At 71.8% G+C, this 20,634-nt stretch carries 17 protein-coding genes; 4 read left to right on the forward strand and 13 right to left on the reverse strand.

Going from position 1 to position 20,634, the window contains the following annotated elements; genetic code table 11:
• The 5 genes from ACSP50_RS09620 to ACSP50_RS09640 form a co-directional block, all read right to left on the reverse strand.
• Nucleotides 1–1,200, reverse strand: coding sequence for a hypothetical protein (locus ACSP50_RS09620; RefSeq protein WP_014688976.1), 1,200 nt, complete (start codon nucleotides 1,198–1,200; stop codon nucleotides 1–3).
• Between the two features lie 194 nt (nucleotides 1,201–1,394).
• Nucleotides 1,395–2,198, reverse strand: a complete 804-nt coding sequence (locus tag ACSP50_RS09625; protein WP_197688124.1) for a carbohydrate ABC transporter permease — start codon at nucleotides 2,196–2,198, stop codon at nucleotides 1,395–1,397.
• Nucleotides 2,195–3,064: a carbohydrate ABC transporter permease gene (locus tag ACSP50_RS09630; protein WP_014688978.1), complete on the reverse strand. Its 870-nt coding sequence runs from the start codon at nucleotides 3,062–3,064 to the stop codon at nucleotides 2,195–2,197. The genes ACSP50_RS09625 and ACSP50_RS09630 overlap by 4 nt, the downstream gene beginning before the upstream one ends.
• The gene (locus tag ACSP50_RS09635; RefSeq protein WP_014688979.1) at nucleotides 3,065–4,306 is read right to left on the reverse strand and encodes an ABC transporter substrate-binding protein; all 1,242 of its coding nucleotides are present in this window, start codon (nucleotides 4,304–4,306) and stop codon (nucleotides 3,065–3,067) included.
• Between the two features lie 72 nt (nucleotides 4,307–4,378).
• Nucleotides 4,379–6,565, reverse strand: a complete 2,187-nt coding sequence (locus ACSP50_RS09640; RefSeq protein WP_014688980.1) for an ATP-binding protein — start codon at nucleotides 6,563–6,565, stop codon at nucleotides 4,379–4,381.
• A 239-nt stretch (nucleotides 6,566–6,804) separates the two neighbouring features.
• Between ACSP50_RS09640 and ACSP50_RS09645 the strand changes: the two genes are divergently transcribed.
• Complete coding sequence (locus ACSP50_RS09645; RefSeq protein WP_014688981.1) at nucleotides 6,805–8,874, forward strand: ATP-binding protein; 2,070 nt, start codon at nucleotides 6,805–6,807, stop codon at nucleotides 8,872–8,874.
• 67 nt (nucleotides 8,875–8,941) lie between these two features.
• Nucleotides 8,942–10,168, forward strand: coding sequence for a GAF domain-containing sensor histidine kinase (locus tag ACSP50_RS09650; protein WP_014688982.1), 1,227 nt, complete (start codon nucleotides 8,942–8,944; stop codon nucleotides 10,166–10,168).
• Nucleotides 10,169–10,271: 103 nt separating this feature from the next.
• Here the strand turns inward: ACSP50_RS09650 and ACSP50_RS09655 are convergent, their stop codons facing one another.
• Nucleotides 10,272–11,066 carry an isocitrate lyase/phosphoenolpyruvate mutase family protein gene (locus ACSP50_RS09655; protein WP_014688983.1) on the reverse strand — a complete coding sequence of 265 codons (795 nt, stop codon included), beginning with the start codon at nucleotides 11,064–11,066 and terminating at the stop codon, nucleotides 10,272–10,274.
• Between the two features lie 16 nt (nucleotides 11,067–11,082).
• On the opposite strand from ACSP50_RS09655, the gene ACSP50_RS41685 reads away from it, so the two are divergent.
• On the forward strand, nucleotides 11,083–11,232 hold the full coding sequence (locus ACSP50_RS41685; RefSeq protein ID WP_155123463.1) for a hypothetical protein: 150 nt from the start codon (nucleotides 11,083–11,085) through the stop codon (nucleotides 11,230–11,232).
• Here the strand turns inward: ACSP50_RS41685 and ACSP50_RS09660 are convergent.
• From ACSP50_RS09660 to ACSP50_RS09690, 7 genes are all read right to left on the reverse strand, one after another.
• A complete protein-coding gene (locus tag ACSP50_RS09660; RefSeq protein WP_014688984.1) occupies nucleotides 11,207–11,713 on the reverse strand; it encodes an FBP domain-containing protein in 507 nt (168 codons plus the stop codon). The two genes, ACSP50_RS41685 and ACSP50_RS09660, sit on opposite strands and share 26 nt — an antisense overlap.
• A gap of 33 nt (nucleotides 11,714–11,746) precedes the next feature.
• Nucleotides 11,747–14,077, reverse strand: a complete 2,331-nt coding sequence (locus ACSP50_RS09665) for a PAS domain S-box protein (RefSeq protein ID WP_014688985.1) — start codon at nucleotides 14,075–14,077, stop codon at nucleotides 11,747–11,749.
• A 90-nt stretch (nucleotides 14,078–14,167) separates the two neighbouring features.
• Nucleotides 14,168–15,304 carry an NAD(P)/FAD-dependent oxidoreductase gene (locus tag ACSP50_RS09670; protein WP_014688986.1) on the reverse strand — a complete coding sequence of 379 codons (1,137 nt, stop codon included), beginning with the start codon at nucleotides 15,302–15,304 and terminating at the stop codon, nucleotides 14,168–14,170.
• A gap of 85 nt (nucleotides 15,305–15,389) precedes the next feature.
• Nucleotides 15,390–16,085, reverse strand: coding sequence for a TetR/AcrR family transcriptional regulator (locus ACSP50_RS09675; protein ID WP_014688987.1), 696 nt, complete (start codon nucleotides 16,083–16,085; stop codon nucleotides 15,390–15,392).
• Between the two features lie 48 nt (nucleotides 16,086–16,133).
• The gene (locus ACSP50_RS09680; RefSeq protein WP_099343722.1) at nucleotides 16,134–16,712 is read right to left on the reverse strand and encodes a hypothetical protein; all 579 of its coding nucleotides are present in this window, start codon (nucleotides 16,710–16,712) and stop codon (nucleotides 16,134–16,136) included.
• Nucleotides 16,713–16,777: 65 nt separating this feature from the next.
• Nucleotides 16,778–17,971: a GAF domain-containing sensor histidine kinase gene (locus ACSP50_RS09685; RefSeq protein WP_014688989.1), complete on the reverse strand. Its 1,194-nt coding sequence runs from the start codon at nucleotides 17,969–17,971 to the stop codon at nucleotides 16,778–16,780.
• A 111-nt stretch (nucleotides 17,972–18,082) separates the two neighbouring features.
• Nucleotides 18,083–19,069, reverse strand: a complete 987-nt coding sequence (locus tag ACSP50_RS09690; protein WP_014688990.1) for a hypothetical protein — start codon at nucleotides 19,067–19,069, stop codon at nucleotides 18,083–18,085.
• 155 nt (nucleotides 19,070–19,224) lie between these two features.
• Between ACSP50_RS09690 and ACSP50_RS09695 the strand changes: the two genes are divergently transcribed.
• Nucleotides 19,225–20,634 (forward strand): family 2B encapsulin nanocompartment shell protein, encoded by a 1,410-nt coding sequence (locus ACSP50_RS09695; protein WP_014688991.1) that lies wholly within the window; start codon nucleotides 19,225–19,227, stop codon nucleotides 20,632–20,634.

Raw genomic sequence — 20,634 nt, forward strand, 5'->3', positions numbered from 1 at the left:
TCAGGCGATCTCCTGGCGGAGGGAGGCCAGGATGTCCGGGGCGGGCCAGTCGTCGACGCGGTAGCGGGCCGGGGCCAGCAGGGGCTCCGCTTCCAGGGTGACGCGTCGGGCGACCGCGTCCCACGGGGCGCTGAACTGCGGTCCCGAGTCCGGGTGGACGAAGACGATGGCGTCGGCTTTGGGGAGCAGGGTGCTGACCCCGGCCGTCCAGACCGCGATGGTTTCCGGGAGGCCGCCGATCGGTTCGGCGGAGAGCAGGCCGCCGATGTGCACGTCGACACCGGCCTGGGCGTACTGCTCGGCGAGCCAGTTGGTCTGGCCCTGGTATTCGGTGAGGGCGAGGACCATCTCCGCGCGGCGGGCGGAGAGGTGGTGCGGGTGGCCGAGGGGTGGGGTGTAGGCGATGGTGCGCCCCTGCGGGCCGGCCACGTAGCCGACCGGGGACAGGCTGCGTGGGGCCTCCTTGAAATGTTGGTCGACCAGGGCGTAGAACGGTTCCGCGGTGGTCTCGGGCAGCGGGCAGAGCAGCAGCGTGTTGTTGTCCGGGGCGAAGGCGAGGACCGGGCCGCCGAGGCGTTCGCCGACCTCGGCGAGCCAGCCGGGGGCGAGCAGCAGCGACGTGAAGTAGGCGTCGCCGTCGTCGAGCATGCTGATCAGCGGCTGGCCGCTGGGCCACGGCTGGTCGAGGGAGGTGCGGGCCATCCCGGCCAGGTTCTCCCGGGCCTGGGTGAAGACCTCCTCGGCGGAGACGCCCCACTCGTCGACCCGGTCGGGCACCACGTACGCCATCGCTTCCGGCTGGTCGACCACGACCAGTTCCTTCAGGTACGGCAGGGCGGCTCGGGAGATGGGTGGACGCATCCCCGGCGGGCCCGCCGACCCGAACGTGACCGGGCGCAGCACCGGGCGGAGTTTCGGGCGTACCGTCTCCCAATCGTCCTGCGGCGGCGGAGCCGCCATGATCCGGACCAGTTTCGCGAGACGTTCCCGGCGTTCGGCGGGCGTCGCGCCTTCCGTCTCGCGGAAGATGTTGGCCAGATAGAGGTGGGCCGGGCCGGTCGCGCCGGTGCGGTAGATCGCGATCGAGAAGTCGTCGGGGCGGCTCACCGCCCGGTCGACCCCCGGGGTGCGCCGGGCGACGCGGACGGCCAGCGCCGCGAATCGGCGTCGGGGCGAGACGAACCGGTCGAGCAATCCCACGGCGGAACCCTAGCCCACCGGGCGCGGGAACATCAGGGACGTCCGGGGGATCGGCGGCCGCAATCGCACATGCCCCCAGTGTCCCGCTTCGGCCGCCCGGTTTCCCGGAAAGCCGAACGGCCCGGTTGCCGCATGCGGAGGGACACCACCACGACGAACGTGCCGGAGACCGGCGCGGGGCCCGGGCCGTTCGGTCAGCCCTTGACCGCGCCCGCGGTGATGCCCGCGACGAAGTGCCGCTGCAGGAACGCGTAGGCCAGCACCATCGGCAGCGACGCCACCATCACCCCGGTGAACAGCAGCGGATAGTCGGTCAGGTATTCGCCCTGGAAATCCAGCAGCGCCAGCGGCAGGGTGCGTTTCGCCGGGTCGTCGATGAACAGCAGCGGATACAGCAGATCGTTCCAGTGCATGACGACCAGGAAGATGCCGGTGGCGGCCAGCGAGGGCGCCGAGACCGGCACGGTGATCCGGCGGTAGGTGGCCCACAGTCCCGCCCCGTCCAATTCCGCGGCCTCGTACAACTCGGCCGGCAGCGTGCGCAGGAAACCGGTCAGGATGAACACCGCCACCGGCAGGGTCACCACGATGTTGACCAGCATCAGCCCGATCAGGCTGTTCCGCAGGCCGAGCCGGTCGAACTGCACGTATTGCGGAATCATCACCGCCTGCGCCGGCACGGCGAGACCGATCGCGAAAATGCCGAACAACACGCGGGACGGCCAGCGTGGCAGCCGGGCCACCGCGTACGCGACGAGGCTGCCGAGGAACAGGGTCAGCGGCACCGAGACAGCGGCCACCAGCACACTGTTGCCGAGCACGCCGAGCAGATCGCCGTCGGCCAGCACCTTGGCATAGTTGGCCAGGGTGGGATGCGCGGGCAGGCCGAACGGCGAGTCGAACAGTTCCCGGCTGGTCTTCAGGCTGCCGCCGGCGATCACCAGCAGAGGCACCACGATCAGCAGCGCGTACGTGGTGAGGATCAGGCGTCGTGTCACCCGTGCACCCATTTCGCGGCCCGATTCTGCAGGATGGTGACCAGCGCGATCGCGGCCATGAAAACGATCGATTCGGCGGCGGCGTATCCGAGCTGCGAATTCGCGAACGTGCTGTAGATCCGGGTGCTCAGCACATCCAGCCCGGACCGCGGCGGATTGCCGGCCAGACCGAGGATCAGGTCGAAGGCCTTGAAGGACTGAATGGTGGTGTACGCGATGACCAGCGCCGTGGCCGGGCCGACCATCGGCCAGGTGACGTGCCGGAAGACTTGCCAGCGGCCGGCCCCGTCGGTGCGCGCCGCGTCGTACAGCTCCTCGGGGATCTGATGGAGTCCGGCGATGTAGATGACCATCATCTGCCCGGCGTGGAACCAGATCTGCGCGACCGCCACCCAGAGGATCGCGGTGCCCTCGTCGCCCAGGAACGCCGATCGGAAACGATCCAGTCCCACCGCGCTCAGCAGGGTGTTCACCAGCCCGAAGTTCGGGTCGTAGACGAACTTCCAGATGAACGCCACCGACACCGACGACAGCACGGTGGGCAGGAAGAACAGCGCCCGCAACCAGGTCGAGCCGCGGCTGCGGGCGGCCAGCAGCACCGCGAGCAGCAGCGCCAGGGCGGTCTGCCCGAGCACCACGACCAGCAGGAACTTGAGGTTGTTGGTGAGCGCGTTGCGGAACAGGTCGTCGTGGTCGACCACGGCGGTGAGGTTCGCCGCGCCCACCGACCGGAACGAGGGGCTGAACCCGTCCCAGTCGGTGGTCGCATACCGCAGGCCCTGCACGGCGGGCAGCAGGAAGAAGCCGCCGTACAGGACAAGGGCGGGCAGGGCGAAGAGCAGCAGCCCGATCTTGCGTACGGTCATCTACTTCTTCTTCTGATCGACGATCTTCTGGGCCGCCTCGGCGGCCTCCTCCGGGCTCTTGCCGCCGACCACCTGGATCGCGGCGTTCTCGACGGCGCCGCGCACGTCCAGGTTGGTGAACTGGAAGCGCGGGGCGAGCGTGGTCTTCCTGGTCAGCCACGGCGCGAGCGCCTTGAGGTCCGGGTTGGTGTACTCGACGCCCTGCACGGTGACGTGCTGCGAGGTGCCGTTGGCGTACACGCCGGCGACCGCCGGGTCGGACAGATGGGTGAGCCAGGCCAGCGCGGCGTCCTGCCGGGCCGACCCGGTGTTCACGCCGAGGATGAACGTCGCGTTGAAGACGCCCTCGTACCTCGCCTTGTCCGCGGTGGTGGTGATCGGCGCGAGCAGGTCGATCGGGAACGTGCCGCCGAGCTTGCGGACCCCGCCCACCTGGAACGACCCGGTAGCCAGCAGACCCGCCCTACCCTGCGCGAACAGTGCCAGCGCCGCGTCCGCGCCGGTGCCCGTCGCGCCCTGCTGGAAGTACGGCTTGAGCTGCTGGTACTGCTTGAGCACGGTGAGGAACCAGTCGTCGGTGACCTTCGCCTCGCCGGTCTCGATCCTGCCGAGCGCATCGTCGGTCGGCGCGTTGTTGACCACCATCACGTTGAGCAGTTGACCGGCGTTCGCCGCGTCGCCACCCGGCCAGGCGATCGGCGTGACGCCCTTGCCCTTGAGCGCTTCGAGCAGCGCCAGGAACCCGTCCCAGTCCTTCGGCGCGGCGTTCACCCCGGCCTTGGCGAGCAGGTCGGTGTTGGCCAGCGGGGTGTTGAAGACCAGCTGGTACGGCAGGCCGAGCTGCTTGCCGTCCCGCGCGCCGGCGGTGATCAGGGTGGGCGCGAACTTCTGCACCAGCGGCTTGCCGGTCAGGTCGGACCAGATGCCGGCCTTGGCGATGTCGAGGAACTGCGCACCCCGGAAAGCGGTGAACGCGTCGCCGACGCTGCCACCGCGGATCTTCTGCAGCGCGGTGCTCTGGTAGTCGTTCGACGGGGAGATGTCCTGCCGGACCGCCAGACCGGCATCTTTGATGATCTTCTCGAACACGTCCTTGTCCTCGGCCCGCCAGTGGGCGAAGGAGAGCTCGCCGCCGGAGGGGTGCGACGAGGAGGACGACGATCCGCCGGGCCCGGCGCAGGCGGCCAGGACGGAGGCGGCGCCCGTGCCGAGGGCGAGCTGGAGGAGGCTGCGGCGATTCATGGCGGTGATGCTCGCAGAAATCCTATGGGCGAACAAGGTGATCTAGGACATGTGCACGTGAACAGGCAAGAGCTATCCGGTCGGGATTGATGCACGGGCCGGGGTCGTCCGGGACGGCTCGCCCGGCGGTGTGGCGGGCAGGGTGAAGGTGAAGACGGTGCCACCGCCGGGATTCGGGGCGGCTTCGATGTGGCCGCCGTGGCGCTCCACGATCCGGCGGCAGATGGCCAGGCCGAGACCGGTGCCCGGATGGGCGGCCCCGTTGCTGGCCCGGTGGAAGGTGCCGAAGACGGCGGCGTGCTCGCCGTCCGGGATGCCGATGCCCCGGTCGGCGATGCGCACCCGGACCTCGCCGTCCGCGCCGGTGCGCGCGGTGATGTCGATGCGCGCCGCCCGGCCCGGCGGGGTGTACTTGATGGCGTTGCCGACCAGGTTGTCGACCACCTGGCGCAGCAGCACCGGGTCCGCCTCGACGTCGGGCAGCGGGCCGACGAACACGTCCGGCCGGGCGTCCGCCTCCTGGTCGGGGGCGTCGGTACGGGTGGTCACCACGTCGTCGACCAGGGCGCGCAGGCTGAGACGTTCGACGCGCAGGGTGGCGTCGCGGGCCGCGGTGTAGTCCAGCAGCTCGGTGATCAGCCGCTGCATCCGGCCCGCGCCGTGCAGCACCTTGGCGGTGCCGTGGCGGGCCTGCTCCAGGGTCGGCACGCCGGCGCCCGCGGCCAGGTCGTCGAGGGCGTCGGAGACCAGGTCGGCGTAGGCGGTGACGATGGTGAGCGGGGCCTTCAGGTCGTGCGCGACCACTCCGGCGAAGCCGCGCAGTTCGGTCTCCACCCGTTTGCGTTCGGTGATGTCGTGGAACACCGCGACCGCGCCCCGCTGCCCCTCGCCCGTCTCCACCGGCCGCGCGGACACGCTGATCATCCGCCCGTCCGGGTGCGCGGCGTTGCGGACGACCATCTCGACCTGATCGACGCGTTCCCCGGCGAGGGCCTGGACCAGCGGCATGTCATCGGTCGGGAAGGGGGTGGTCCCGTCCGGCCGGAACAGCCCGAAGTGCTCCTGCCAGCTGCCGGCGCCGTCGGTGTCCTCCTCGTCGCGTCCCAGGATCTCCCGGGCCGCCGGGTTGTGCAGCAGGAACGCGCCGTCCGGGCCGACCACGCCGACCCCGTCGCTGATCCCGTCCAGCACCGCCCGCAGCAGCCCGGCCTGCCGGTTCACCTCGGCCTGTTCGGTGACCAGCTCGGCGGTCTTCGACCGGACCGTCAGCCGGGCGCGTTCCCGGCCGGTGACCAGCACCCAGATCAGCACCGTGAGCAGCAGGCTGAGCAGCAGGCCGGCGCCGGTCACCGCGGCCGGCAGGGCGTTGCCGGCACCGGGGAGGCCGCGGCGCGACCCGGTGACGTGCAACGTCCAGGTCGAGTCGGCGACCGGGATGTCCACCACCCGCCGCAGGTCGTCGCCGGCACCGTGCCGCATGGCGGCGACGGTGACCGGCTGGCCGTCGGCGCGGTTCGCGGTGAGCCGCAGGTCGGCCAGGCCCGGCCCGGCCGCGTTCAGGGTGGCGCCCATGAAGTCCTGGCCGCGCACGCCGAGCAGGAGCCAGCCGAGGAAGTCCTGCTGGATTCCGCGGTAGACGGGTGCGGCCAGGACGAACGAGTTCTGCCGCCGCTCCGGTGGCAGGCTCTGGTCGACCAGCAGCTGGTAGGTGTCGGAGACGGCGATCTGCCGGGTGCGCCGGGACTCGGCGAGGGCGGCGGCCGGCGCGGCGGCCCGCATCAGGTCGATGCCGGTCGTGCCGCTGCGCCCGTCCAGCTCGGCGACCAGAACCGAGAAGTCGTGGTCGGCGCTCGGGCCGGGGTGCAGGGTCAGGCCGGTGGCGCCGCGGTCGCGCCAGGTCTGCTGGACTCGGGCCACCTGGTCGGCGGCGGCCGGCACGACCAGGGCGATCGAGGTGGCCCCGGCCAGTTTCATCGAGTGCAACGGGGCGGTGATCGCGGCGTACTCGTCGGCTTGCAGGGTCTGCTGGGCCCCGACCGAGGCCGCGGTGGTGCGCAGCGTGTCGACGTACCGCCGGGTCTCGGCCTGGACCGCGGCGACCGCAGCCGCCGTGCGCCGGTCCATCTGCACGTCGGTGGTGGCCTTCTCGTTGCGGCGCAGCACCGTGCCGACGCCCAGCGACCCGGCGCAGCCGGCCAGGGCCACCAGCGCACTGAGCGCGGTGGCCCGGAACCACGGTCGATCACGCCACCGGCTCACCCTTCCCCTATCGGAGCGGGGCCGGCGTCATTGAGGCTCCTTCGGCAGCCGCCGGCCGGCCCGCCGGATCGGCGCGGTCCTTCCGGCGCCCGTCCGCCGCTGCTGGAGCCGACCACCTCGTAGCTCGTCGGACCCGGCGCCGATCAGGTGATCGGGTGCTCCCGTCCCCGATGTTCAGCGATTCGCCGTCCGTGCCGAACGGGTGGTTAGTGCACCCACCCCGACCCGAGGCGACCCCGATGAACCTCCGCATGCTGCCCAGCACCGTCCGCTTCGCGCTGCTCTACCTGGTGGCGGTCGGTGCCGGCCAGCTCAGCGTGCTCGGCATGCCGGGGGCTCTGCCGGTGGTCTGGCCGGCCACCGCGGTCGCCGCGGTCTGGCTGATCAGCCGCACCGACCCGGTGCGGCGGTGGGCCGACGCCGGCGTGCTGTTCGGGCTCACCACGCTGGCGCTGGCCGCCGCCGGCGCCGACCTGCGGGTGGCGCTGGTGCACGGCCTGTCCGCGATGATCGAGGCGCTGATCTTCGCGGGCGCCGCGGCCCGCTGGCTGCCCGGGCTCTGGGCGCCGGTCGCCGAGCGCGGCGGCGCCCGGCCCATGACCACGCTGCGCGATCTGCTGCGGGTGCTGATCATGGCGGTGTTCGCCGGCCTCGCCGGTGCGGCGATCGGCGGCCTCGGCGAGCAGTTCCTCACCCACGACTACGCGCCCACCTCGATCGCGATGTGGCTGGTCCGCGACGTGGTCAGCGTGCTGCTCTTCGGCGCGGCCGCGCGCCGGCTGGCCGACCTGCGGCTCGACCGGGACGCCTGGCCGGAGACGGTGATCGTCTGCGCGCTCTCGGCGGGCGCCTACTTCTACGTCTTCTCGGTCAACGAGACCCTGCCGATTGGCTTCGCGCTGATGGCCATCACCGTCTGGGTGGCGCTGCGGCTGCCCACCGTGCTGGTGATCGGGCACGTCATGCTCTTCGGCACCACGGCCGCGGTGTTCACCCTGCACGGCCACGGCCCGTACGCGCTGATGCGGACCACCGACCCGGGCGTGCCCGGCCTGATCGTCCAGCTCTACATCGCCGTGCTGGCCCTGGTCGGGCTGGCCCTGGCGTTCAGCCGGGACGAGCGGACCGCGCTGATCGAACGGCTGCGCGCCAGCGAGCACGAGGCCACCGAGAAGGCCGGCCTGATGACCACGATCGTCAACTCGATGACCGAGGGCCTGGCCATCCTCGACCAGACCGGCCACCTGGTGCTGCGCAACCCGGCCGCCGGCCGCCTGCTGGGCAGCACCAGCCAGGTCACCGCGGGCTCGGCGCTGGGCAGCGACTACGGCTTCTTCCACCCGGACGGCGCCCCGCTGGCCGACGCCGAGCTGCCCTACCAGCGGGCGCTGGCCGGCGAGGACGTGCAGCCGATGGACGTGCTGATCCGCAACGCCGCCGTCCCGGAGGGCCGGATCGTCCGGTTCAATGTGGCCCGGCTGGCCGGCTCCGGCGGCCCGCAGCACGTGGTGGTGGTCTTCCACGACGTCACCGCGGACCGTCGGCACCGCGACGAGCTGATGTCGTTCGCCGGAGTGGTCGCGCACGACCTGCTCAACCCGCTGACCACGATCGAGGGCTGGGCCGAGGTGCTGGAGGCGGAACTCGCCGGATACAAGCCGGCCGAGCGGGTCAGCCGGATCCAGCGGGCCGCGGCCCGGATGCGCACCTTCCTCAACGGGCTGCTCGCCTACACCGCCGCCCGCGACGGCAAGCTGATGCCCACCACGATCAACCTGCAGTTGCTGCTCACCGACATCGCCAACAGCCGGTACGACCAGGCGGAGAGCAACGGCACCACGCCACCGCAGTTCGCCTTCGGCCCGCTGGACGCGGTCGAGGCCGACCCGGTGCTCACCCGGCAACTGCTGGAGAATCTGATCGACCATGCCCTGGAGACGGCGATGCCCGGCGTCCCGCCGCAGATCGGCGTCTCCGCCCAGCCCGCGCCGAACGGCATGCTGCGCATCGACATCCTGGACAACGGCCGCGGCATCCCGGCCGGGCTGAGCCAGGCGGTCTTCACCAACTTCCACCGCGGCGAGGGCACCGGCGGCTCCGGACTGGAGCTGGCCGTCTGCAAACGGATCGTGGAGCGGCACGGCGGCACCATCGAGGCGATTCCCAACCCGTACGGCAGCGGCACCCGGATGACGTTCACGCTGCCGGCCGGGCGCTCCGCGTACGCCCGCACCCTGGAGAACCAGTGGCAGCAGACGCAGTCGCCGCGGGCGCAGCAGCCCGGCGCGACCGCCCTGCACCCGAGGTAGGACTCATCAGCCGGGCCGGCCGACCGACTGATAGCGGTAAGGGAAGTGTGTCTCGAGGGGGAGTCTCATGGCGGCCACGCAGTACGTCGGCGACATCGAGCGGGACCGCCTCGCCGCCCTGCAAGCCTACGAGGTGCTGGACACCGAGGCCGAGCACGACTTCGACGACATCGTGATGCTGGCCGCCCAGCTCTGCGACAAACCGATCGCCCTGATCAGCCTGATCGACGCCGACCGGCAGTGGTTCAAGGCCCGGTACGGCACCGATCTGTGCGAGGGCCCGCGGGCCGGCTCCATCTGCTCGCACGCCATGTACGACGAGGACGTTCTGCAGGTCTGCGACGCCCGCCGGGACCCCCGCTTCGCCGCCTGCCCGACGGTGACCGGCGCGCCGCACATCCGGTTCTACGCCGGCGCGCCGCTGATCAGCCCGCTCGGCAAACCGCTCGGCACGCTCTGCGTCGCCGACCCCGAGCCCGGCCGGCTCACCGACGCCCAGCGGCACGGCCTGCGGGTCCTGGCCCGGCACGTGGTCACCCAGCTGGAGCTGCGCAAATACGCCCGGGACGTGCACGCCCTGCACCAGCGGGTGCAGACCGCCGAGCAGATCAAGGACGAGTTCATCGCCCGGGTCAACCACGAGTTCCGCACCCCGCTCACCTCGATCCACGGCTACCTCGAGATGCTCGGCGACCCGGAGCTGCCCACGGCCAACCGGGACGGCTTCCTGCAGCGCGTCCAGCGCAACTCCGACCGGCTGCTCGCCCTGGTCGACGACATGCTGCTGGCCGCACAGGTGAACGCGGAGAGCCGGGAGTTCCACCGGGTGCCGGCCGACCTGGCCGTGCTGGCCCGCACCTCGGCCGCGGCGAACCGACCGCTGGCCGAGGCCAAGGGCCTCAGCATCGTCGCGGACGCGGCCGCCCCGGTCTTCGCCGACGTGGACCCGCGGCGGATGGGCCAGGCCCTGGAACGCCTCATCCTGAACGCGATCAAGTTCACCGCCACCGGAACCATCACGGTCACCGCGGCCAGCCGGGACGGGCGGTCGATGCTGCTGGTCCAGGACACCGGAATCGGCATCAGCCCGGCCGACCAGGCCCGGGTGCTGGCACCGTTCCGGCGGTCGGCGGACGCGGAACGGGCCGAGGTCCAGGGACTCGGCCTCGGGCTGAGCATCGTCAAGGCGATCACCGAGGGACACGAGGGTGAGGTCACCATCGTGAGCAGCCCGGGCCAGGGCACCACGATCGCCCTGTCGCTGCCGGCCGCCGGCCCCTACCCGGAACTCTGACGCGCGGCGCCGTCCTGATCCCGCGGCCACCCGCGTCGGCATTGCCGGAATCCGCCTCGTCCGGGCCGGGGGGCGAGCGGGACCGCCCGAGTCACCGCACCGCTCAGTCCTGGAATGCGGCCTCCCGCTCAGCCTCGAGCAGGGCGCGGTCGCGGAAGGCCGTGGTTCCGGAGGTGAGCAGCTCGCGGGCCGCGTCGCGGAGGGCGCCGTAGGCGGCCCAGGCCAGCGCGCCGCCTGTCGATACGCGGCGGACCCCGAGCTCGGTCAGCTCCGGCACGCTCGGCGCGCCGGCCAGCGCCAGCACGTTCACCGGTGCCGGCACGTCGGTCACCACGCGGGTGATGTCCGCCGCCGTTCGCAGGCCGGGGGCGTAGACGACGTCCGCCCCGGCCTCCCGGTAGGCCCGCAGCCGGGCGATCGTGTCGTCGAGATCGTCGATGCCGTAGAGCAGGTTCTCCGCGCGGGCGGTGAGCACGATCCCGTGCCGGCGGCAGGCCCGCGCCGCCGCGGCCACCCGCTCGGCGCCGGTCTCCAGCGTTTCGACCCGGCCGGCCGCCGGGTCGTAGTCCTCGATCGACAGGCCGGCCGCCCCGGCCGCGGCCAGCAGGTCCACCGTCTCCGCGATGCCGGCGGCGTCGTCGGCGAAACACCGTTCGGCGTCCACGTTCAGCGGGAGCGGGACCGCCGCGGTCAACGCCGCCACGTGCGCGACCAGCTCGTCCCGGGTGACCTGCTGATCCAGCTTGCCGAGGGTGGCGGCGAATCCGGACGAGGTGGTGGCCAGCGCCGCGAACCCGAGGTTGGCCAGCAGCCGCGCCGACCCGGCGTCCCACGGGTTCGGCATGACGAACGTGCCGGCCTCGTGCAATTCCCTGAAACGATCCCGTACCGCGGTCATCACCCGACCCTAAACGGTGAGCACGACCTTGGCGCGGGCGTGCTCCACCTCCGGGTGGCGCATCGCCGCGGCCGCCTCGGCGAGCGGGAAGGTCCACTTCGAGTTCGCCCTCGACCTGCTGCTCGACGGTTTCGAACGGCTCAGGCGCGCGACACCCGCGCGGTGAACGCGATCAACTTGAGCAGCGCACGGTCGATCTTCTCCGCCACGGTCAGCGTCTCCTCGAAGCGGACCAGGCGCAGCTTCGGTTGGCGCTTGCCCCGCAGATAGAGCGAGCAGGCCAGATCGGAGCAGAGGTACTCACCGACCGAATTGCCGTTGCGGCCGGCCGCCCCCGCCAGGGGTGCGGTGAACAGGCTGACCCCGCCGGCCGCGTGATCGGTCAGGCAGACCTGGCACATGCTGGAGCGGCCGGCGCCGGCCCGGCCGCTCTCCGCCTTGCGTAACAGGATGCCGATCGGGCCGGCATCACCCCCGGGCACCACGATCACCGCGCGCTGCGGCGCGGACGGGTCGACGAAGCCGTAGAAGTCGAGATCGCCCCAGGGGGTGTCGCGGAAGTCGGGCGGCAGCTTGATCCGGCCTGCCTCACCCTTGCTGCAGTTGACGAACGAGGCCCGGATCCCGGCCTCGCTGATCGGTTCCATGAGGCCGGACCCTCGCACATCCGGCGCCGGCCGTCACCCCATTTCCAGGTGCAGCCGGAAGACGCTGCCGGCCGGATCACCCGGCTCGTACGACACCCGGCCGCCGTTCGCCTCGGCCAGGCTCGCCACGATGTGCAGGCCCAGGCCGTGCCCCTCGGCGGCGTTCTCGGCGGCCTGCGTGTACCGCTCGAACAGGTGTGCCCGCAACTGCTCCGGCACGCCGGCGCCGGCGTCGTGCACACCGACCACCACCTCGCCGCCGGCCACGGTCACCGTCACCCGGGTGGCCCCGCCGCCGTACTTGCGGGCGTTGGTCAGGAAGTTGACCACGATCTGCCGCAGGTGCGCCGGATTGGCCAGCACGCACAGATCGGCCGGGCAGTCGATCGGGACCGCGGCGTCGGCCCCGTCCGCCGCGTCGCGCAGCGCGGCGGCCAGCGGCACGGGTTGCCGGACCGTGGTCAGCTCCCCGGCGTCGAGCTTGCACATCGCCAGCACGTTGTGGCGCAGCTCGTCGATCCGGTGCGCGCCGGTGATGATCCGGGCGGTCAGATTCGACAGCTGCGGCGGCAGCTCCGCCTCGCTGAGCACCTCGCCATAGCCCAGGATCGCGGTCAGCGGGGTTCCGATGTCGTGCGAGAGCATCCCCATAAGGTCCAGTTTCAGCTGGTTGGCGCGCTGCAACTGGTCGTTGCGCTCGGCCAGCACGACCTGCGCCGCGTCCCGTTCCCGTTCGGCCCGGACCTGCTCGGTGATGTCCTGCACGATCCCGATCAGGTGCAGCGGCCGCCCGTCGGCGTCCCGGATCAGGCGTACCCCGGTCTGCACGTCGATGCTGTGCCCGTCGGCGTGCACCAGCCGTTTGATCCGCTCGTACGAGTCGCCCTCCCCGGCGAACAGCCCGGCCAGCGCCTCGGTGTCGCCGTCGCGGTCGTCCGGGTGCGTCAGCTGGATCACGCCGTACCCGGTCAGCTCGGCCGCGGACCGGCCCACCATCCGCGCGTAGGCGTCGTTGACGTGCAGGATGTTCCCGTCCAGCCCGACGATCACCTGCCCGATCGTCGACTGGTGGAACTGCACCCGGAACCGCCGCTCGCTCTCCTCGCGCGCCTGCTCGGCCCGCCGCCGCTCGGTGATGTCGGTGCTCGTCTCGATGATCTCCCGGCCGCCGCCGCCCGCGGCCGGCCGCGACACGTGCCGGCTCAGCACCACCACGGTCCGCCCGTCGGCGCGCCGGTGCACCAGCTCGCCCTCCCAGAAGCCCACCTCCTCCAGCGCCTGATCCACCTCCGCCACCTGCTTCGGGAACACGGTGGACAGCAGCCGGTGAATGTTGCGCCCCACCGCGGCGGCCGCCGGCCACCCGTACATCTGCTCCGCGCCCCGGTTCCAGAACCGGATCGTCCCGTCCGGATCCCGCACGATGATCGCCGCCGGCGCCGCGTCGATCAGCTCGGCCTGCCGACGCAACTGCTCCTCGGCCGCCCGCCGGTCGCTGATGTCGTGCAGGAACGCGTGGAACACCGGCCGCCCACCGGACATGCTCGTCGTCTGCAGGGTGAACTCCACCGGGAACGTCCGTCCCTCCCGGTCCACCGCCGGCAGCTCCAGCCGCTGCCCGGCCAGTCGCGACCGCCCGCTCTCGCGCACCCGGTCCAGTCCGTGCCGATGCGCCTCCCGGTGCGCCTCCGGCACGATGAGCTTGCTCAGGTCGGCGCCCACCGCCTCGTCGCGCACCCAGCCGAACAGCCGCTCCGCCGCCGGGTTCCACTCCTGGACCAGACCGTTCGCGTCGATCGACACGTAGGCGTCCTGCGACACGTCCAGGATCCGCCGCACCACCGCGGACGTCTCCTCGGCCAGCTGCACCGCCCGCGCCAGCTCGATCTCCGACGACACCGCGGCCGCCAGATCCTCCAGGATCGCCAGCTCGCTCTCCGACCAGATCCGCGGCACCTGGTCGATCGCGCAGAACGCCCCCAGCGTCTGCCCGTCCACCCGGATCGGCATCCCGGCGTACGCGACCACCCCGATCTCCTCGATCGCCAGGTTGTCCCGCACCAGCGGATGCTCCCGAGCATCCGCCACCACCAGCGGCTCGTCGCCGTCCACCACGTGCCGGCAGAACGAATGGGTCAGCGGCGTCCCGCCCTGTTCCGCCCACGGCCGCGGCAACCCGAGCTGGGTGGCGAACACCTGCCGATCGTCGAGCACCAGCGACACCAGCGCAGTCGGCGCACCCAGCAGCCGGGATGCCAGCCGGGTCAGCCGCCGCAGCCCGGCGGACTCCGCGCCGTCCAGCAGCCCGGTCGCGCGTACCGCGGCCACGCGCTCCGGATCCTGGACCCGCCGCTGGACCACCATGTCCCGCTGTTCGGCACACCCGGCCGATAATTGAGCGCGAGATATCCTAAAACACCCATATGGTACAGCTGCGGCCGTGACGGCCCGCGGTCACCGGGCGTCGTGGTCGGCGGCGAACCGGTCCAGCAGGCTCTGCGGCGCGTTGTCGTCGAAGCAGAGGACCAGGTTGCGGGCGGTCTCCGCGGCGGCTGCGGCACTGCGCGGGAAGAGCTCACCCTCGTACGATGCCAGCGCCTTGTCGAGGTCTCCGGGGTGGGCCGCGATCGCCTCGCCGAGCGACGCGCCGTCCAGCATGGCGAGGTTCGCGCCCTCGCCGGCGAACGGGGACATGACGTGCGCGGCGTCGCCGAGCAGGGTCACGCCGGGCACCCGCTGCCACCGGTGCCCGGTCGGCAGCGCATGGATCGTGCGTGGCACCAGCGGGCCGTCCGCCTCGGTGATCAGCGCGTGCAACTCCGGCGCCCAGCCGGGGAACTCGCCGGTCAGCAGCGCCTTGGCCCGCGCGGTGTCGGCCCAGTCGATGCCGTCAATCCACTCCGCGGGTTTCCGCAGCGCGACGTAGACGTGCAGGCTGCCGTCGGTCTCCCGGTGCGCCAGGAAACCCTGGCCGGGCCCGAGCGCGAACAGCATCCCGTCGCCGACGGTTCGGGCCGGCCCGGGGTGCCGCACATCCGCATCGAGGAGATCGAGTTCAACGAAGGACATTCCGGTGTACGAGGGTTGCGCGCCGGACAGCAGCGGTCGCACCCGTGACCACGCGCCGTCGGCCCCGACCAGCAGGTCCGTGCGGACCGTCGCACCGTCGGCGAAGGTCAGCTCGTGCCGCCCACCGCCGATGCCGGTGACCGCGGTGACCTTGCTGCCCCACCTGATCGTCCCCTCCGGCAGCGAGTCCAGCAGCACCTGCCGCAGCTGCCCGCGGTCCACCTCGGGGCGGCTGCCGTCGCCCGCGTCGGACTCGTCGGAGTGCACGACGCCGTGCCTGTCCAGGATCCGGGTCGCCGCCCCGCCCGAGTGGATGATCTTCTGGAACTCGTCGAACAGGCCGGCGGACCGGAGCGCCACCTGGCCGTTGTAGTCGTGGATGTCGAGCATGCCGCCCTGGGTCCGGGCCTGTGGGGAGGCGTCGAGCTCGTAGATGGTGGCGGCGATGCCGTGCAGGTGCAGCACACGGGCGAGCGTCAGCCCGCCGAGTCCGGCGCCGACGATGGTGACGGGGGTGGTCATGGCGTTCCTCCTGATCATGACGAACTCATTCGTGACGAACATGTTCGTAAAGGGTGTGCGGGGCCGCCGCCGAGGGCGGGCCGTTTCATGCAGGGTGGGTGGGATCGGTCGTGGCAACCGTCTCGATGCCGGTGATCAGGGCGGAGAATGCCCACTTCAGGCGCTCCACGCCGGTGCCGGTGAAGAGGTGGTCGCGGGTCTGGGCGAGGTGCGGGAACTCGCCGGCCGGGGCCTCCCGCACGGCCATCGTGAACAGCGCGGTCTCGTCGTCGGCGCCGGCGGTCTCGTCGCGGGTGCCCTGCTCGGCGGCGGTGGCCGTGCCGAGCTGCAGCAGGAGGTCGACGCCCCAGGCGGCCTGCGTGGACGGCACGCCGCCGGCGAGCAGCAGGCCCAGGATCGCGTCGACCAGGCGCAGGTAGTGCGGCCCGGACGGGCGTAGCGTCAGCACCGAGCGCGCCAGGCTCGGATGGGCGAACAGGGTCCGCGTGTATCCGCACAGCAGCTCGATCAGCTCGCCGCGCCAGCCGTCGCCGGCGGCCGGAACCGGTAGGTCGGCGAGCAGTTCGTCGAGGATCGCGCCGTGCAGCTCGGCCGTGTTCTGCACGTAGACGTAGAGGGACGCCGGGCCGGTGTCGAGCTCGGCCGCGAGTCGGCGCATGGTGAGCCGCTCGAGACCCTCCTCGCGCATGATCCGCAGGCCCACGGCGACCGCGCCCGCCCGGCTCAGCGGCGGTTTGGCCGGCCGATCCCGGCGGCTGACCGGTACGCGTCGTGGACTCATAACGTGATCGTAGCGAACATGTTCGTCAGCGGCAAGGGCCGGCCCGGTTCAGGGGACGGCGCCGAGCATGGTCAGCACGTCGGTGAACATGGCCGTGGTGGTGACCGGGTCGAGGTGTTCGGCCTGCCAGCTGCGGCCGCGGATGCCCTGCAGCACGGCGACCATCACGGTGCGCACGGTGCGCAGGGTGGCCGGGGAGAGCAGCACCGCCGAGGTGCCGTCGGCGTGGGCGGCCCGGGAGGCCGCGCCCAGGGCGACCAGGGCGGCCGCCGCGCCGTTGAGGATCTGGGCGACGTGCAGGCGGTCGCGGTCCAGGTTGAACGCGGCGACGTGTACGGCCAGGCCGAGTGCGGCCAGCAGCCGGCCGGTCTCGTCGCCGCTGAGGACCGCGGGCATGGTGGCGGAGTCGTCCTCGGCGGTGGCCGCGCCGCTGCCGAAGCCGGCGACCAGGTCGGCCGCCAGGTCGGGCGGGATCCGGATCTCGGCGAGCGGGCCGTCCGGGAAGCGGCGGCGCAGGGCGGCCTCGACGGCGTCCCGGATCACATAGGCGGGCACCACCCGGTGCTGGTCGGCGAGCCGCTGCATGATCACCGCGACGACGTCGTCGGGGGACATCGGCCGCTCCATCCACCCACCGTATCGGGGCGCGGTCCGCGGCGGGGCCCTGCGGGCGGGTCAGTCCGGGCAGGGGTTCAGTCCAGGGCGGGGAAGGTGATGCGGGCCGTGGTGCCGTGCGGGTCGCTGGTCACCTCGAGGGTGCCGAGGTGGGCCAGGATGGTGGCACGGGCGATGGTGAGGCCCAGGCCGACGCCGGGCACCGCCTGGTCGCGGGCGTGCTGACCGCGGTAGAAGCGGTCGAAGACGTACGGCAGCTCGTCCTGCGGAATGCCCACGCCGCTGTCCCGCACCTCGACGGCCGGCCGGCCGCCGCCGGTGACGCGCACGGTGATCGGCCGGTCGGCCGGGGTGAACAGCAGCGCGTTGCGCAGCAGCTGTTCGATGGCGCCGGCGAGCCGGGCCAGGTCGGCCAGGATCGGGGCGGGTGACGCCGGGTGGATGGTGACCGGGGTGGTGCGCAGGCCGGTCAGGGCGCGGCAGGCGGTGAGGGCCGCGGCGACGGCGGTGTTCAGGTCGATCGGGCCGACCGGGGCGGGCAGCGGGGCGTCGTGCGGCCGGGTGCCGGCCAGGATGTGGTCGACCATCGTCACCAGGCGGCGCCCGTTGCGGTGGATCGGTTCGATCAGGCGGCGGTACGGTTCCAGGTCGTCGTTCTCGGCGAGCAGTTCCAGGTATCCCTGGATGCTGGTGACCGGGGTGCGCAGCTCGTGCGTGATGGTGGCGACCAGGTCCTCCTCGCGCTGGGCGGCGCGGGCCAGTTCGTCGCCGAGTTCGGCGAGGCGCAGCCGGCCGCGGATCGCGGTGAGGTGGGTGGCGGCCTGCCCGGCGAACGAGGTGAGCGCGTCGATCTGCCGGTCGCCGATCTCCCGGGCCTCGTCGTCGATGACGCACATCGCGCCGAGCACGTGGCCTTCGCCGTCGATGACGGGTGCGCCGGCGTAGAACCGGATGTGCGGGTCCCCGGTCACGTTGCGGTAGGCCCGGAAGTGCGGGTCGCGGGTGGCGTCGGGGACGATCAGCGGTTTGCGGGTCGGCACGAGCCGGGCGCAGAACGACACGTCGAGCGGGGTCTCGGCGTCGGCCAGGCCGACGTTGCCGGCGAACCACTGGCGGTCCCGGTCGACCAGGGAGACGGCCGCCATCGGGGTGTCGAACATGGTGGCGGCCAGCCGGGTCAGGTCGTCGAGCACCGCGGGCCGGGGCCGGTCCAGCACCTGGTAGGTGCGGAGCGCGGCGAGCCGGGATTCGTCGTGGACGGCGTCGCTCATGGCCTGACCATCGGGCAACGGTGAGGTGTCCTGAGGGTTTGCCGAAGAACGGCAGCCGCGTTGTGGCACCCGGTACGGGCCGGGACGCCACCGCGCGGCTGCCGTCGCCGTTCAGCCCTTGGTGACGACGGCGTGCTTGCCGGCGGCCTTGATCGTGTAGCTCACGGAGACCTTGGTGAACGGGTTCTTCGCGCTGACGTGCGCGCCACCCTTGATGTTGGTGACGGCGATGACCTTGAATTCGGCATTGCGGTTGTACGCCGAGGCCTCACTGGCCGCGTACTTGCGCACCGCCGACACCGTGACGGTCTTGCCGGCCGCCTTCTTCTCGGTGGTCTTGGCCGCCGTGGTCGCCACCCGCTTCACGTCGGCGGCCATGGTCAGGTAGGCCATCGCCTTCATCAGGGTGGCCTGGGCGATCACCTGGTCGCCGGCGGGCAGCGTGATGGTCTGCGGTCCGTAGTTGTACCGGAAGGTGTCCTCCAGGCCGCTCCCGCTCATCTTGCCGGCGGTCACCGCACCGGCCGTGTTGACGGTGAAGGTCCAGGTCATCTTGTCGTCGTCGACGTAGCTGTAGTCGGTGGTCCCGTCGTCGTGGGCCACCTTGGTACCGGCGTGCCGCGGGTCGGACACCACCATGCTCGACGGGGCGGGCAGGTTCTCGCCGGCCCAGGAGTCGAGGGTGAGCTTGCTGTCGGCCGCGAAGACGTATTTCGCCGACGCGTAGCCGGCCATCTTGGCGGCGGCCCGCGTGGTGGGGTCGTCCAGGTAGTGGTAGTCGCCCTTGCCGGCGGCGCCGTATCCGCCGCCGGTCCCGCCGACCGCCGTGCCGGTGGTGGTGTAGTAGCCGAGGCCGGTCGCCGGGTCGGCGGCGAACAGGGCCGAGCCGGTCTGGGTCGCACCGCTCAGGCTGGCCGTGACGCTGAAGTCGCCGCCGTAACCGTTGATCTCGGCGGGTGCGGTGGTGCCGGCCACGCTCTTGAGCGCCGCGTACATCTCGGCGCTGGTCAGTGACGTGGTGGTGTCGGCGGCCCAGGCCGCGCCCGGGGCGACCAGGACGCCCGCCGCCAGCGAGGCGGCGGTGAACAGACGAAGCACCGGCTTTTCCTTCCTGTCGTGGATGGTGCTGCTGAGGCTATTAACGCTGCTCAGAGCATGTGTGCATATTCCGTGAAACCCGACAAAGGCCCCTGCAATGCGATAGAACGGGCCTTAAGTGCGACGCATCAGAACCGACGAACGGGGTACGAGCGGTGGCGACTCCCACGCAGTCCGAGATCCGCGAGGAAGAGCACGAAGAGCAGCGGCAGAGCCTGAGCACGGCGGCGGCCCGCAACCTCACGACCACCACCAAGACCGCGCCGCAGATGCAGGAGATCACTTCGCGATGGCTGCTCCGTAAGCTTCCCTGGGTTCAGGTCGCCGGTGGGGCGTATCGGGTGAACCGGCGGATGACTTATCGGATCGGCGACGGCCGGCTGAGCTTCACCAACGTCGGTGCGCAGGTCCGGGTCGTCCCGGCCGAGCTGCGGGAACTCTCGGTGCTCAGCGAGTTCGACGACGCGGACGTGCTGGCCGCCATGGCCGACAAGTTCGTGCAGCAGGAGTACCAGCCCGGTCAGGTGATCGTCGAGTTCGGCTCGGTCGCCGACCACGTGTACGTGATCGCGCACGGCAAGGTGAACAAGGTCGGCGTCGGCAACTACGGCGACCCGGTCAACCTGGGGGTGCTCGCCGACGGGGAGGCGTTCGGCGAGAAGTCGCTCACCGACGAGGAGCGGATCTGGGACTACACCGCCAAGGCGATGACCGCGGTGACCCTGCTGGCCATGCCGCGCTCGGCGTTCACCGCGCTGCTCGGCCAGAGTGACCACCTGCGCACGCACGTCGAGCAGTTCCGGGCCAAGAACCGCCGGCCGCAGAACAAGCACGGCGAGGCGGAGATCTCGGTGGCCGCCGGGCACACCGGCGAACCGAAGCTGGACGGCACGTACGTCGACTACGAGCTGACGCCGCGCGAATACGAGCTGAGCGTCGCGCAGACCGTGCTGCGCGTGCACACCCGGGTCGCCGACCTCTACAACGAGCCGATGAACCAGGTGGAGCAGCAGCTCCGGCTGACCGTCGAGGCGCTGCGCGAGCGTCAGGAATACGAAATGATCAACAACCGCGAGTTCGGCCTGCTGCACAACGCCGACCTGCGGCAGCGCATCCACACCCGGGGCGGCCCGCCCACCCCGGACGACCTCGACGAGCTGCTCAGCATGCGGCGCGGCACCAGGATGTTCGTGGCCCACCCGCAGGCGGTCGCCGCGTTCGGCCGGGAGTGCACCAAGCGGGGCATCTATCCACCGATGCTGGAACAGGACGGCGGCACCTTCCTGTCCTGGCGCGGGGTCCCGATCCTGCCGTGCGGCAAGATCCCGGTGACCGAGACGCACACCACCTCGATCCTGGCGATGCGCACCGGGGAGAGCGACCAGGGTGTGGTCGGGCTGCACCAGACCGGGATCCCGGACGAGTACGAGCCGAGCCTGTCCGTGCGGTTCATGGGGATCAGCGAGCAGGCGATCATGTCGTACCTGGTGAGCGCGTACTACTCGGCCGCGGTGCTGGTGCCGGACGCGCTGGGCATCCTGGACCACGTCGAGCTGTCCCACTGA

This window comes from Actinoplanes sp. SE50/110 (genome assembly GCF_900119315.1).
GTDB lineage: Bacteria > Actinomycetota > Actinomycetes > Mycobacteriales > Micromonosporaceae > Actinoplanes.